The following is a 14401-nucleotide window of genomic DNA, read 5'->3' as shown; positions in this document are numbered from 1 at the left end:
GAAGATCCGCATGTCTCATGATTGAGTTCATACTCCGTCGTACGGGCACCGCAGTGGTCACTCTCTTCCTTGCCAGTATCGCGGTGTTTCTCGGAGTCCGGGCACTGCCCGGCGACCCCGCCACGGTGCTCGCGGGAGAGAGCCCCTCGCCGGAAGCAGTCGCGGCGATCCGCCAGCAGTTCGGCCTCGACAAGCCTCTCCCGGTCCAGTACCTCTCCTACGTCGGCCAGGCATTGCAGGGAAACCTCGGATCTTCGACCCAGGACAAGGCGCCCGTCACCCAGATCCTCGGTGAACGCCTCCCGGTGACGCTGGAACTCACCTTCCTCGCGATCGTCGTCGGGGTGGTGATCGGTGTGCTGGCCGGCATCGTCTCCGCGGTGCGCCGCGGATCGGTGCTCGACTACGTGGCCAACGGATTCGGCCTCTTCGGTCTCTCCGTACCGCACTTCTGGCTCGGCCTCGTCGGAATCGTCATCTTCTCCGTGCACTGGCAGGTCCTGCCCGCCTCCGGTTTCATCGGCTTCGCCGACGATCCCCTCGGCAACATCGAACGCATGGTGATGCCGGTCCTTGTCCTCGGCACCGGTCTTGCGGCCGTCATCATGCGCCAGACCCGCTCGTCCCTGCTGAGCCAGCTGTCCGCCGACTACGTCAGGACGGCCCGCTCGAAGGGCCTCTCCCGTACGGCGCAGGTCGTCCACGCCCTGCGCAACAGCCTCACCACCGTCACAACCGTGATCGGCCTCCAACTCGCGGGGCTGATCAGCGGCGCCGTCATCATCGAGCAGATCTTCGTCATTCCCGGCTTCGGCAAGCTCATCGTCGACGGGGTGTCCTCGCGCAACTACCCGGTGATCCAGGGCGCCGTACTGGTGACGGTCGCCGGCTACGTGGTGGTCAACCTGTTGGTCGACGTCACCTACGCCTACCTCGATCCCCGCCTGCGCATGGCTGGAGCGTCCGAATGAACACAGCGGCTCTCGACAGCGGCCCGCCCCCGGCGACGCCCCCGACCAGGACCGGGGAGCAGCACACGACGGCGCCCGTGCCGCAGTGGCGGCGCAACGTACGGCGTCTGCTGCGCCGGAAGATGGCCGTGGCGGGCGCCGTACTGGTCCTGCTGTTCCTCCTGGTGGCACTCGTCGGCCCACTGCTGACGAGCGACCCGGCCAGGCTCGGTCTCACCCATATCCTCGGCTCACCCTCGGGCGCCCATCCGCTCGGCACCGACGACCTCGGCCGCGACGTCCTGGCCCGGATCACCAACGGCGCGCGGGTCTCGCTGCTGGCCGGCGTCGTCTCCACCGCCCTGGCCATGGCGGTGGGCATCCCGCTCGGGCTGATCGCCGGCTTCTACCGCGGCTGGACGGACTCCGTCCTGATGCGCCTCACCGACGTGGTGCTGTCGTTCCCGTACCTGATCTTCGCCGTCGGCATGGCCGCCATCCTCGGCCCGTCGCTGCGCAACGTCATCATCGCTCTCGCGGTGGCCGAACTCCCCTCCGTGGTACGGATCGTGCGAGGCGAGACGCTGGTGCTGCGCCAGCAGGACTTCGTCGAGGCGGCCGTCGCCGACGGCAGCCGCGACATCGCGATCATGTCACGGGCGATCCTGCCCAACATGACCAACACCCTGATCGTCAAGGCCACCGTCGCCATCCCGGCCGGGATCCTCGGCGAGGCGGCGCTGAGCTTCCTGGGCCTCGGCGTCCAGCCACCGGAGGCGTCGTGGGGTGTCATGCTCACCAGCGCCCAGCAGTTCCTCGCCCAGGAACCGCTGCTCGCGTTCTTTCCCGGCCTCGCCATCGCGCTCACCACCCTGGGCTTCAACCTGCTCGGAGACGGCCTGCGCGACGTGCTCGACCCCAGGGAGCTGGGATGACCGTGCTGGAAGTATCGGATCTGCGCGTCGAATACCGGACCGAGGACGGCCCGGTCATCGCGACCAAGGACGTATCGTTCACGCTCGGACGCGGCGAGATCCTGGCCCTTGTCGGAGAGTCCGGCTGCGGCAAGACAGCCACGGCCATGGCCATTCCACGGCTCCTCGACGGCGGTTCGGCGACCATCGGCGGATCCGTCGTGCTGGACGGCGTAGAACTGACCACGCTCTCCGAGAAACGCATGCAGGACATCCGGGGGAAGGACATCTCGGTCGTCTTCCAGGAGCCGATGACCTCCCTCAACCCCTCGTACACCATCGGCAGGCAGATCGGCGAGGTCGTACGACGGCACACCGGCCTCTCCCGCGCCCAGGTCCGCGAACGGGTCGTCGAACTCCTCGAACTCGTCGGCATACCCGACGCCGCGCAGCGCGTCCGCGCCTATCCGCACGAACTCTCCGGAGGCATGCGCCAGCGGGTGATGATCGCCACGGCGGTGGCCTGCGACCCCAAGGTGCTGATCGCGGACGAGCCGACGACCGCCCTCGACGTCACCGTCCAGGCCGGCGTCCTCGACATCATCCGCAAACTGCGCGACGAACTGGGCACCGCCGTCATCCTCATCACCCACGACCTGGGCGTTGTCGCCGACATCGCCGACCGGGTGGTGGTCATGTACGCGGGCCGCCATGTCGAGCAGTCGCCGACCACGGCGCTCTTCGACCGGCCCCAGCACCCCTACACGCTGGGATTGCTCGACGCGCTGCCGTCCAGAGCGGTGCTGCGGGGCGCCAGGCGCAGGCTCACCGAGATCCCCGGACTCGTACCACCATCCACCTCCGACCCCGACGCGTGCCAGTTCGCCGCCCGCTGCTCCCGGGCGAGCAGCGCCTGCACCGCCGCACGTCCGCCGCTGGAACACGTCGAGGACGGCCATCTGGTCGCCTGCTACCACCCGGGACGGGGAGAGACCTCATGAACGACACCGCGGTCCTCGAAGTGACCGGACTGGTCAAGCACTACCGAGGCAGGTCGCGGGCCGGCCGCCGGAACGGGCCCGTACGCGCGGTCGACGGCGTCGATCTGAGCATCGGACAGGGCGAAGTGCTGGGCCTGGTCGGTGAGTCGGGCAGCGGCAAGTCCACCGTCGGCAAATGCGTCTCCCGCCTCGTCATGCCCACGGCCGGCGATATCCGGCTGCTGGGGACCGACATCTCCCGCATGAGCCGACGGCGGCTACGGCCGCTGCGCCGCGATGTGCACGTCGTCTTCCAGGACGCCTTCTCCTCGCTGAACCCGCGGATGAAGATAGGCGACATCGTCGCGGGTCCGCTCCGGCAGCACCGCGAGTCGGACACACGCGAACGCCGGCGCCGCGTCGGGGACATGCTCGAACGCGTCGGATTCCGGGCGGAGATGGCGGCCCGCTTCCCGCACGAACTCTCCGGCGGCCAGCGTCAGCGCGTCGCCCTCGCCAGAGCGCTGGTCATGGGACCCAAGCTGGTGGTCGCCGACGAACCGGTCTCCGCCCTGGACGTCTCCGTACAGGCATCGATCCTCAACCTGCTGCTCGACCTCCAGCACGACATGGGATTCTCCTGCCTCTTCATCACCCATGACCTGTCCGTCGTGGAGTTCATCAGCGACCGCATCGCCGTCATGTACCTCGGCAGGATCGTCGAGACGGCGTCCCGCGAGGAACTCTTCGCCCACCCCCAGCACCCGTACACCCAGGCCCTGCTCTCCGCCGCGCCGCTGCCCGACCCCGGGCACGGCCGCGCACGGGAGCGCGTCGTGCTCAGCGGTGACCTGCCCAGCCAGTCGAAGCGGATAGCGGGGTGCCCGTTCCACACGCGCTGCCCCGTCGCGGTCGACCGCTGCCATAGGGACGTTCCGGCGCTGACGGGCGTGACGGCAGGAGACCACCTCGTCTCCTGTCACCTCGTCACCCCGGAGACCGGCGGGCCCGACATCACCATCGGAAGGAACGGCATTGTTCACCACACGCCCTGAACTCGTCGGCGACATGGGCATGGTCGCCAGCACCCACTGGCTCGCCTCGGCGACCGGCATGAGCGTGCTGGAGCGCGGCGGCAACGCCGCCGACGCGGCCGTCGCCGCGGGCTTCGTCCTCCAGGTCGTGGAGCCGCACCTCAACGGCCCCGGCGGCGAAGTGCCGATCCTGCTCTGGTCCCCGGACGAGGAGAAGGTGTCGGTCGTCTGCGGACAGGGCGTCTCGCCCGCCGCCGCCACCGGCGAACACCTGGCGGGCCTCGGTCTCGGCCTGGTCCCGGGCACCGGCCTGCTGCCCACGGTGGTGCCCGGCGCGTTCGGCGCCTGGATGACGCTGCTGGAGCGCTGGGGTACGTGGACGGTACGGGACGTACTGGAGCCGGCGATCGGCTACGCCGCCAACGGCCACCCCCTCCTGGGCCGGGTCTCCACCGCGATCGGCACCGTCGCCGACATGTTCCGTGCCCACTGGCCGACCTCGGCCGCGACCTGGCTGCCGAAAGGCGCCGTCCCCGCGGGCGGCAGCCGCTTCACCAACCCCGTCCTGGCCGCCACCTACCGGCGGCTGGCCGACGAGTCGGAGGCGGCGGGCGGCACCAGGGAGAACCAGATCGGCGCGGCACGCGACGCGTGGTACCGCGGCTTCGTCGCCGAGGCCATAGGCGCCTACTGCGTCGGCGCCGAGGTGCGGGACACCTCCGGGCGCGCACACGGCGGGCTGCTGACCGCCGACGACCTCGCCGGGTGGGAGCCCGCCGTCGAGGAACCGGTCACCTTCGACTACCACGGACACACCGTCTGCAAGACCGGACCGTGGGGGCAGGGCCCCGTTTTCCTCCAACAGCTCGCCCTGCTGGAGGGGTTCGACCTGGCCGAGATGGGGCCCGGCTCCGCCGACTGGATACACACGGTCATCGAGGCTGGCAAACTCGCGTTCGCAGACCGGGAGGCGTGGTACGGCGACCCCGACTTCACCGACGTCCCGCTGACCGCTCTTCTGAGCCGGGACTACAACGACGAACGGCGCCGGCTGATCTCCGGCACCGCCTCACTGGAACTGCTGCCGGGCGCCCCGGACGGCCGGGCACCACGGCTCCCGCACTACCCGGACCACGCGCAGCCTTCCGCCGGCGGCGGGGCCGCCGCGGCCGGCGCGGGGGAGCCCACCGTCGCGCCCTCGGGGGAGACGCGTGGCGACACCTGCCATCTTGACGTGGCCGACAGCGGAGGCATGATGATCTCGGCCACGCCCAGCGGCGGCTGGTTCCAGTCCTCACCGACCGTTCCGGGACTCGGGTTCTGCCTGAGCACCCGGGGCCAGATGTTCTGGGTGGAGCAGGGGCTGCCGAACTCCCTGCGGCCCGGCGCACGCCCCCGTACGACACTGACCCCGTCCTTCGCGCTCCGCGACGGCAAGCCCTGGCTGGCCTTCGGCACGCCCGGCGGCGACTTCCAGGACCAGTGGTCACTGCACTTCTTCCTCAACGTGGTGCACGGCGGCATGAGCCTCCAACAGGCCATCGACGCACCGGAGTTCCACAGTACCCACATGCCCAACTCGTTCTATCCGCGCGACTCCCACCCGGGACATCTGCTGGTCGAGGGCCGTCTCGCGCCCGACCTCATCGCCGAACTCGCCCGCCGTGGCCACGAGATGGAGGTGGACGGCGACTGGTCACTGGGCCGCGTCAGCGCCGTCGCGCGTGAGGACGGCTGGCTCAAGGCCGCGGCCAACGCGCGCGGTATGCAGGGCTACGCGGTGGGCAGGTGAGCGGCGGGTGATCATCTCGGAGCACACGCTCCGGGGCATTCACGTACGGGACCACCGGGTGCGGGTCCCGCTCGACCGGTTCGGCGGGCGCTGCGTGCCTGCCTGGTCACCGGCGGCCTCGTCGGCGTCACCCCCGACTCGTCGGAGGTCTACCGGCGCACCCATCCCCGCTCCGAGGCGAAGAACCGCGTCTTCCGGGCGTGATCACCATGGGGGCGCCCGCCATGGCGGGATGAGATGGACGCGTCCCACCGGACCTTGCCATTCTGTGATCCGGGCAACCTGCGACCCAGTCGTCACACGGAAGACACCCACACATGAATACGCCACCACCGCCACCTCGACCGGCTGACGGATCATCCGTCCAGATCGGCGCTCTCGTTCCGCTCACCCGGCCCGGCTGGGTCGAGGCGGGCCGGCACTTGCTCGCTGGACTCGAGCTGGCCGTTCGCGAAGTCAACGACGCCGGCGGGATCCTCGGAAGACCACTCGAACTGGTAGTCCGAGACACCGCGGCTGATCCGGAGAAGGCCGCGTCGGCCGTAGACGAATTGGCTCGCCTGGGCGTGGCTGCTTTGGCGGGGGAGTATCACAGCGTCGTCGCTCGCGCCGCTGCCACCAGGGCCGACGCCCTCGGCCTGCCGTTCCTCTGCTCGTCAGCGGTTCTCGACGCGCTCACCGAACAGCCGACAAAATGGGTCGCGCGCCTCTCCCCGCCGCAGTCCCGCGGCTGGCGGTTCTACGCGGACTTCCTCCTCAGCGCGGGCCACCGTCGCATCGCCGCAGCAGTCCAGCCGAGTGCCTACTGGGCGTCTGGGGCCCGCATTCTGCGGGACTACCTCGCTCCACGCGGTGGCACCGTCACCGAACTCGACATGCGCACGCTTACCCCCACGGCCGTGTGCGACGCACTCGTCGACCATCGCGCGACAGCCCTCCTTCTCCTGGTCGGCCACCCGGACCCGGCGGTGCCGATCGTCGAGTCCGTCCGCCACGACCGGCGCCTCGCCGAAATCATGATCGGTGCTCCGGCCGGGCAACCCGAGCTCCCCCGAATGGGCGTCCTCGCTGGGCGAGAACAGCACCGCGATCCCGTTCTTGCGCTACTTGCCCGAGCACCTCAGCCCACTCGGTGTACGAGTCGAGACGACCCTCCGCGAGCGGCTGGCCGAAGCGCCCTCCTTCGTCGCCTTCGAGGGCTACGACACGGTCGCCGTCCTCGCCGACGTGCTTCGTTCACACGGCACGGACCGGGCGCGCATTGCCGAATCCTGGCCGCATGTTGCAGTCGAAGGCACCCGCGGGAAGATCCAGTTCTCCCGCACGCCCGGCATCAGCGTTTGGCAGTGGGCCTGGACGCCGATCCAAGTCGTTGACCGAGATCCGGCGGAACCCGATCGCTTCCGGATCCTTCGCGCCGGCTGAGAGAGCAGGGAGGTCCGACTGCCCAGATCTGTCCGGACTTGAGGCTGTCTACCGGTCTACGTGTTCATACGGGCTCTCAGCTTCGCGGCGGGGGCGTCGACCGCATTACCCGCTTGCCATCTGGTACCTCCAGCAGCTCCGCCAACATCGGCGCGAGCCCTGAATCGGCCCGGTGCGTCGCCCGCGTCACCGCCTCCTACAGACACCGCTCGGCCGTCGTGCGGGCCTCGGATACCTACCGGGCCAGCACGCTCACCCAGGGCGGCAGCACCCGGTTCTGGCGGCCACGACACATCAGGCCGCGTTCTGCATAACGAACGCAGTTGAGGCTATGGCTAGGCGTTGGAGGCGTCAACGGCCACCCGAGAACGGAGCGCCCGCCGCCCCCGCGGACCCTTCCCGTGCCGTGCCGCCGTCAGTGAGGCGTGCTCGGCGCCTCGTGCAGGGCGCTGCTCCCCGATCGGTATTGCAGCAGCAACACCGAACGCACCGGCCCGTCGTGCGCCGCGTAGCGGTGCGGCAGCGAGGCATCGAACGACACGTAGTCGCCAGGCTCCAGTTCCACCTGGTGGCCGTCCACCTCGACTTCGAGCGTGCCGCTCTGCACCACGGTGTGCTCGGTGCCGGCATGCCCGAGCGACGGCTGCTGCGAATCGGCGCGTACCTGCTGGTCATACACCTCCATGATGACCCCGCCGGTCTCGATCCGCCGGAGCAGACGCAGATCTACGCCCTCTCCGCTCAGCACGTCAACCTCGGCCGCCCGCACCACGGTCAGCGCCTCCGCGTGACCGGTGTCCAGCAGATCGGAGATGGGCACCCCCAGGGCGCGGGAGAGGCTGAAGACCGTCTCGATGGTCGGATTTCCGGTGGCCGACTCCAGCTGCGACAGGGTCGCCTTGCCGATCTTGGACAGCCGGGACAGCTCGGAGAGCGACAGGCCGCGCCGGTTCCTCTCCCGGCGGAGATTGGCGGCCAGAGCGGTTCGGACCGGGCTGCTGGGGGACATCGGGCGATCTCCTTCGATCGTCAGGTCTGTTCGCTTGAGTAGGTCGTGCGTAGCAATGATACGTTCGATATCGCGAACGGGTCATTGCGTGCTCCGCCCAGGGGACGGGTATCGTATCGACATCCGCGGACCCGTCCCCGATTGGTGGTGACCGTGGGATCGGCGACTGCGGGATTTCAGTATCGCCTCGCCTGACGATGCGTCAATTCACCGGTCGGGCGTACACCGCAGATTGATCTCGATGCGATCCGCGCCCTGGAGCCACTCCGAATACTGCGACGCGTTCGCGCTGTCCTCGTCGCGTGAAATGCCTGATCCGCCGCATGGCTGTTTCAGGACCAGGCGATCTCGCCATGGCGGGAGACGAAGCGTCCGGTGCCGGCGCCGGGCTCCTCGGTGGCGAGGGCGACGATCGCGTCCGTGCCCTCCGTGACGGTTTGGGGGCCGCTGTGACCGTTGAGGTCGGTCGCGGTGTATCCGGGGTCGGCAGCGTTGACGCGGATGCCCTTGAGTCCCTTGGCGTACTGCGTGGTCAACATCGTCAGCGCCGCCTTGGAGGAGGTGTACAGCGGTGCGAGGACGCGCGACTCGGGCCGGGCGGGGTCGTGGGTGAGGGCGAGGGAGCCCATGCCGCTGCTGACGTTGACGATCACAGGGGCGTCCGAGCGGCGCAGCAGCGGCAGGAACGCGGTGGTGGTGCGGATGACGCCGATGACATTGACGTCGAGGACGGCGCGGGCGTCGGCGGCGGTGAGGTCGCTGGGGTCGCCGACGGGACCGTGGACACCGGCGTTGTTGATCAGGACGTCGATCCTTCCCTCGTGTTCGGCGACGTTCGCGGCCGCGGCGGCCACGGACGCGTCGTCGGTCACGTCGATGGGGACGTGGCGTGCGCCGAGCGCGGCGGCGGCCTCCTCGCCCTGCTCGCGGTTGCGCGCTCCGACGAGCACGGTGTGGCCACACTCGATCAGGCGGCGGGCGGTCTCACGGCCGAGACCCTTGTTGGCTCCGGTGATGAAGGTGATCGTCATGCGTTCGATACTGGTCCCGACGGAGTAGGCGGACCAGGCAGGCTTCGACGGTAGGAAAACCAGTACCACCCTCGCGCTGACACGCACGACTGGGGATGCAGGAGGATGGAGAGCATGTCGACGACCTCCGGAACCGGACTGGGCGCGATGATCCGCACGTGGCGGGACCGGCTGCCTCCGTCGGCCGCCGGGCTGCCGGTGGCCCGCGGGCGCCGGGCGGCGGGACTGCGGCGTGAGGAACTGGCCGATCTGGCCGGGGTGTCGGTCGACTACATCGTGCGCCTGGAGCAGGGGCGGGCCACGACACCCTCAGCGTCGGTGGTGGCGTCCTTGGCGCGCGCCCTGCAGTTGTCCACCGCCGAGCGGGATCACCTGTACCGGCTGGCCCAGCTCGTCCCGCCGGTGGGCGGCGCGATTTCCGACCATCTTCCGCCCGGCATGCAGCGGGTGCTCGCCCGGCTCGGGGACGTGGCGGTTGCCGTGTTCGCGGCGGACTGGCGACTGGTGTGGTGGAACCATGGGTGGGCCGCCCTGCTGGGCGACCCCTCCGCCTCGCCGCCGCGGCTGCGTAACTTCGCCCGTGACAGGTTCCCGGTGGACGCCGGTCCCGCCCACCTCGCGCTGTGGCCAGTGACCGAGACGGACCGCGACGCCACCGACGCCGCCGTCGTCTCCGACCTGCGCCGCGCCACCGGCCGCTTCCCTCGGGACAGCCCCTTGGCCGCGCTGATCCGCGATCTGAACGCGGGCAACAGGAGGTTCGCCGAGCTATGGGCGACCGGAGAGGTGGCCGCACACCGCGAGGACCACAAGACGATCGACCACCCGTCGGTTGGCCCGGTCACGGTGGACTGCGACATCCTGATGGACGGCGACTCCGAACTCAAGATCGTCATCATGACCGCCGTGCCCGGCAGCGAGGACGAGACCAAGTTCCGGCTCATCGCTATCGCCGGCCCACCCGCCACCACGCACAGCTGATCCGACCTACGCGTCGATCGACCGGCCGCATGTGCGCGGCGAGTGCCGAACCACGATGCCGACTTCTCCAAGGAGAGGAACACCGTCGAGCGCCTGATCTGATCTGGGTCAAAGACCTCATTCGGGATCGCCCATTGATCACAACTCGATGCGCGCCCTGGTCACCCCAGCTCTCGTATGGGCACGCCCCGGTCGACCGCGGGGTCGACGCTGATCTCCGCGAGCAACTCGGGGACCACCAGCAGAGGATCGAGCGTTCGGTGCACGCCTCTTGACAAAGCAGCTCCTTCATTGGCCTACTTTTACTAGCTTCCTAGGGAAGTAGTAGAAGAATGGAGGGGAGGTCATGTTCGTCTTCCATCAGGACTCCGCGTCCGGGGTCCCGCCCTATCTGCAGTTGGTCCACCAGGTGCGTGGCGCGCTGCTGTTGGGCTACTTACTGCCCGGAGACCGTCTCCCGCTGATCCGTGAGGTGGTCGCCGAGCTCGCCATCAACCCCAACACCGTGGCCAAGGCGTATCGCCAGCTGGAGCAAGAGGGGCTGGTACACGGCCGGCCGGGGATCGGGACCTTCGTCGCCGAATCGCCTCGCGCGGCAGTCCCTTCAGGCAGCTATGCCGTCCTGCGCCGCAACCTGGAGCGCTGGCTGGACCAGGCGCAGGCGGCCGGCCTCGACGAGGCCGATGTCACCGCGCTGATCGCCGCCGTACGGCGGGGGAGCGGCGTCGCAGACGGAGAGGGCGTGGCATGAGCACCGACATGGTCGTCAGCACCCGCGGCCTGACCAAGCGGTACGGCAAGCTGCTCGCCCTCAATGGCTGCGACCTGGATCTGCCGGCGGGCCGCGTAGTCGCGTTGGTCGGCCCCAATGGTGCAGGCAAGACCACGCTGCTGCGCCTGATCGCCGGGCTGCTGCATCCCACCTCCGGCACCGTGTCCGTGCTGGGCCGGGATGCTGCCACGGACACCGTCGCGGCCTTGTCCCAGGTCGGCTTCGTCGCCCAGGAACACCCTCTCTACAAGCGCTTCAAGGTGCGCGAACTGCTGCGTCTGGGGCGCGAGATGAACCCCGGCTGGGACCAGGCATACGCGGAGCGCCGCCTGGCCGGCCTCGACATTGGGCTGGAGCGCCGGGCCGGTCAGCTTTCCGGCGGGCAGCAGGCCCAGGTCGCTCTGGTCCTGGCGCTCGCCAAGCGGCCCCGGCTGCTCGTGCTGGACGAGCCGTTGGCGAGTTTGGACCCGCTGGCCCGGCGCGAGTTCCTGCGGTCCTTGATGACCGCTGTCGCCGACGACGCGATCACTGTGCTCTTCTCCTCGCACGTTGTCACCGAGCTGGAGCGGGTCTGCGACTACCTGGTCCTCATCGACGAGGGCCGCATCCGGCTGGCGGATGACCTCGACACGCTCCTGGCCGGGCACCGACTCCTGGTCGGCCCGCGCAACGGACACAGCGACGACGCCCTGCGCTCGGCGGACGGCGTGCTCACCGTCGCGCAGGGTCAACGGCACATCAACGTTGTGGCCCGCACCGGCGCGGGCCCAGCAGCGCCCGGCTGGCAGGCTCATCCGCTCGGTCTGGAGGACCTCGTGCACGCCTACCTGGAGCAGTCCCATCGGGCCCGCACTCACCGTGTCGCCGGCGAGGTGAGTGTGTGATGAAGTGGCTGATCTGGCGCCAGCACCGCATGGATGCCGCCCTGCTGGCCGCCGTGTTCGCGCTGACCGCGCTCGCGCTGGTCCCCAACGCCCTCGACATGCACCACCTGTTCACCGTTTCCGGCGTCGACGACTGCCTACAGACCATGCGCAGCGGCTGTCAGAGCGTCTTCCTGCAGGACATCGCCGACGGTTACCAGCCCTACATCAACAACGTGGTGCCCTGGCTGGTGGCACTGCCCGCGGCCGCCGGCCTGTTCCTCGGCGCACCCCTGCTGGCCCGTGAGTACGAGCAGGGCACCTGGCAACTGGCCTGGTCCCAGTCCGTACCGCGCACCCGCTGGCTACGCACCAAGATATCCGTTGCCGGAGCGGGGGTCCTGCTGACGTCGTGCGCGTTGTCGTGGCTGGTCACCTGGTGGTTCTCCGCCGATGCGAAGGTCAAAGGCCGCCTCGACATGGCCTTTTCGGTGCAGGGCCTGGTCTTTCCGGCGCACACGCTGTTCGCCTTCGTGGCCGGCGCGGTGGCAGGTGCCTATCTCCGCCGCACTCTGGCGGCCATGGCAGCCACCTTCGCCGCCTACCTCGTCGTACGGGTCCCGGTGGAGACGCAGCTGCGCATGTATCTGCTGCCACCCCGCCAGGTCACGCTCGACCCCACCGCGGGGAACGTCCACGCGCTGCAGCCGGGACCCCAGGACCGGATCCTCGGACACGGCCTGGTCGGCCCGGACGGGCACCGGCTGAGCAAGGTCGAGGCCGACACCCTCGCCGCCGGCATGCCGCGCGAGGAGTGGCCCGGCTACCTGCACCGGCACGGCCTCAAGGACTGGTACGAATACCAGCCCGGCGACCGCTTCTGGACCCTGCAGGCCATCGAAGCCGGCCTGTTCATCGCGCTCACCGCCGTCCTGCTGACCGTGCTGGTGATACGCATCCGCCGACGAGCCATCTGAACCGGACCGCACCTCGCAGCGGCAGGAACACTCCGCACTCCCTCTGCGTACCGCTGGCAAGCCCCTACGGTGAGGCATGTGACGCTGAGCGCAGGAGGGGGTTGCCACTTGGCGGGATCGAGTTGGTGGTCCCGGCGCTGCCGCCAGAAGGCGCGTAAGGAGACGCACACCGACCCGGACGGTGTGTATGCACGCCGAAGACGGGGCTGAACGCTTCGGTGGTGCCGACAGGACATGCGGGGCCGGGCCGTGCTGCCCCGAGGACGCCCGGTCGCCCGCCGCGTACCCGGCACGCCCCTCCGAGTCCCTGTGGGCGGCCGCCGCCGAGCAGACGGTAGACGGAAGCCCGCCCGCTCGCCCCAACCGCTTCACGTCAGGACATGGTGCGCTCGATGACCCACCTTCGGCGTCCTAATCGTTCGCTGGATTCGATGCCTTTGCGGGCGATGCGGACACCGATGCGTTTACCGCGGAGCCATTTACACAGGTCAGGCACGTCGTACGCCTTGCCGGTGTGGAGGTTGCGCGGCTTGTAGTGCCAGCCGTTTTCAGGGTCGTGTCTCGTGTGGAGACCGGCCAGATGACGGCCTCGTGCAGCCGGCCCCAGAGGCCGGCTCTGGACCAGATCACGAACCGGCGGTGAGCGGTCGACTTCGAGATCCCGAAGCACGGCGGCAACGCCCGCCAGGCGCAACCGCTCACCAGCACATAGACGATCGCGGCGAACAGCGTCTCATCAGGTCATCAGGCGTGTCCTGTGTCCCGCCGCCCTGCGGCCGGACCTTCGACGGCGGGACCAACGGCTCCGCGATCTCCCACAGTCCATCCGGAACAATCCAACTCCGCGTACCCCGCCCCATGTTCAGCTCAACGAGCGATCTCCACATAGGACATGGTCTTAGTCGCCGAGGACCCGCTCCCACAGCAGCCCGTCCCGCCAGCTCCCGTCGAGAAAGATCGAGGAGTGCGCGACGCCGTACGGGCTGAACCCGTTGCGGCGCAGCACCCGCTGCGACGGCAGATTCTCCAGATTGGTGGACGCCTCGGCGCGGTGCAACCCGAGTTCGTCCGTCATCACCCGGAGCACAAGCCCGACGGCGTGCCCGGCGTGCCCTTGATTCTGGGCGACGCTGGCGATCCAGTATCCGACGGAGCCGCGACGCAGGTGCGGCTGCGGCAGGATGCCTCCGACGGTGACCTGCCCGATCACCTGGTCGTCGGCGAGCACCACGCCCGGCCAGACCGTGCCGGCCCCGTATCCGGCCAGCAGGCTGTCGATCCGCTCCGCCTGGCCCTCCGGGGTGAAGAAGTCGGCCGGCTGGGCCGGCTCCCACGGCCGGAAAGCCTCGAAGTCCCGCACCCGATGCGCGGCGATCGGTGCGGCGTCGGTGGGCTCGATCAGACGGATCCTGGTGCTGCTGTGCATGGGCTGATCCCCGTCGCGGTGCGTCGGATGAGACGGCCAGCCTATGCGAGGGTGCCCGCGCCGCCGCACCCTACGCCAGCTGGAGGATCGAGTCGATCGCGCAGCTCGTGTTCTCGCCGAACAAGTCCAGATACCGGGTGTCGAGCTGGTACTGAGGTGACCCCCGTGGCGTGGACGCACCTGATAATGGTTCTTGATGGTCCGGGAGGGTGTAGATCCACATGGCACGGCGCTCGAAGTACGGTCC

The 14401-nt window shown here is 69.3% G+C and carries 12 protein-coding genes and 2 pseudogenes; 10 read left to right on the top strand and 4 right to left on the bottom strand.

The features are described 5' to 3' along the window. The first annotated feature begins 17 nt into the window (after positions 1-17). From ACIRQP_RS39045 to ACIRQP_RS39020, 6 genes and pseudogenes are all read left to right on the top strand, one after another. Positions 18-971, top strand: a complete 954-nt coding sequence (locus tag ACIRQP_RS39045) for an ABC transporter permease (protein ID WP_403899651.1) — start codon at positions 18-20, stop codon at positions 969-971. Further along, entirely contained in the window at positions 968-1885 is a 918-nt protein-coding gene (locus ACIRQP_RS39040; protein ID WP_403899649.1) for an ABC transporter permease, read from the top strand. The genes ACIRQP_RS39045 and ACIRQP_RS39040 overlap by 4 nt, the downstream gene beginning before the upstream one ends. Further along, entirely contained in the window at positions 1882-2865 is a 984-nt protein-coding gene (locus tag ACIRQP_RS39035) for an ABC transporter ATP-binding protein (RefSeq protein WP_403899646.1), read from the top strand. The genes ACIRQP_RS39040 and ACIRQP_RS39035 overlap by 4 nt, the downstream gene beginning before the upstream one ends. Continuing rightward, positions 2862-3899 (top strand): ABC transporter ATP-binding protein, encoded by a 1038-nt coding sequence (locus ACIRQP_RS39030; RefSeq protein ID WP_403899643.1) that lies wholly within the window; start codon positions 2862-2864, stop codon positions 3897-3899. The genes ACIRQP_RS39035 and ACIRQP_RS39030 overlap by 4 nt, the downstream gene beginning before the upstream one ends. Next, entirely contained in the window at positions 3880-5670 is a 1791-nt protein-coding gene (locus ACIRQP_RS39025; RefSeq protein WP_403899641.1) for a gamma-glutamyltransferase family protein, read from the top strand. The genes ACIRQP_RS39030 and ACIRQP_RS39025 overlap by 20 nt, the downstream gene beginning before the upstream one ends. A 317-nt stretch (positions 5671-5987) precedes the next feature. Continuing rightward, positions 5988-7095: pseudogene (locus ACIRQP_RS39020) on the top strand (ABC transporter substrate-binding protein). Between the two features lie 415 nt (positions 7096-7510). Here the strand turns inward: ACIRQP_RS39020 and ACIRQP_RS39015 are convergent. Both ACIRQP_RS39015 and ACIRQP_RS39010 read right to left on the bottom strand, forming a co-directional pair. Then, the gene (locus ACIRQP_RS39015) at positions 7511-8104 is read right to left on the bottom strand and encodes a helix-turn-helix domain-containing protein (RefSeq protein WP_403899638.1); all 594 of its coding nucleotides are present in this window, start codon (positions 8102-8104) and stop codon (positions 7511-7513) included. Between the two features lie 332 nt (positions 8105-8436). Further along, a complete protein-coding gene (locus ACIRQP_RS39010) occupies positions 8437-9135 on the bottom strand; it encodes an SDR family NAD(P)-dependent oxidoreductase (RefSeq protein ID WP_403899637.1) in 699 nt (232 codons plus the stop codon). 105 nt (positions 9136-9240) lie between these two features. Here ACIRQP_RS39010 and ACIRQP_RS39005 point away from each other — a divergent pair, with 105 nt between their 5' ends. The 4 genes from ACIRQP_RS39005 (at position 9241) to ACIRQP_RS38990 (ending at position 12728) form a co-directional block, all read left to right on the top strand. Beyond that, positions 9241-10116, top strand: coding sequence for a helix-turn-helix transcriptional regulator (locus ACIRQP_RS39005; protein ID WP_403899635.1), 876 nt, complete (start codon positions 9241-9243; stop codon positions 10114-10116). A gap of 346 nt (positions 10117-10462) precedes the next feature. Beyond that, positions 10463-10867, top strand: coding sequence for a GntR family transcriptional regulator (locus ACIRQP_RS39000; RefSeq protein ID WP_403899633.1), 405 nt, complete (start codon positions 10463-10465; stop codon positions 10865-10867). Next, positions 10864-11772 (top strand): ABC transporter ATP-binding protein, encoded by a 909-nt coding sequence (locus ACIRQP_RS38995; protein ID WP_403899631.1) that lies wholly within the window; start codon positions 10864-10866, stop codon positions 11770-11772. Before ACIRQP_RS39000 ends, ACIRQP_RS38995 begins: the two co-directional genes overlap by 4 nt. Continuing rightward, positions 11772-12728: an ABC transporter permease subunit gene (locus ACIRQP_RS38990; RefSeq protein WP_403899629.1), complete on the top strand. Its 957-nt coding sequence runs from the start codon at positions 11772-11774 to the stop codon at positions 12726-12728. Before ACIRQP_RS38995 ends, ACIRQP_RS38990 begins: the two co-directional genes overlap by 1 nt. 376 nt (positions 12729-13104) lie before the next feature. Here ACIRQP_RS38990 and ACIRQP_RS38985 read toward each other — a convergent pair. Together ACIRQP_RS38985 and ACIRQP_RS38980 are read right to left on the bottom strand one after the other, a co-directional pair. Continuing rightward, positions 13105-13588 (bottom strand): annotated as a pseudogene (locus ACIRQP_RS38985) (transposase); the annotation flags it as partial. A gap of 38 nt (positions 13589-13626) precedes the next feature. Next, complete coding sequence (locus tag ACIRQP_RS38980) at positions 13627-14154, bottom strand: GNAT family N-acetyltransferase (protein WP_403899627.1); 528 nt, start codon at positions 14152-14154, stop codon at positions 13627-13629. Positions 14155-14401: the final 247 nt, after the last annotated feature.

The sequence above is a fragment of the Streptomyces sp. NPDC102274 genome, assembly GCF_044766385.1.
GTDB lineage: Bacteria > Actinomycetota > Actinomycetes > Streptomycetales > Streptomycetaceae > Streptomyces.
The sequence above is the reverse complement of the archived record's forward strand: the minus strand, read 5'-3'. Positions and strand labels throughout refer to the sequence as shown.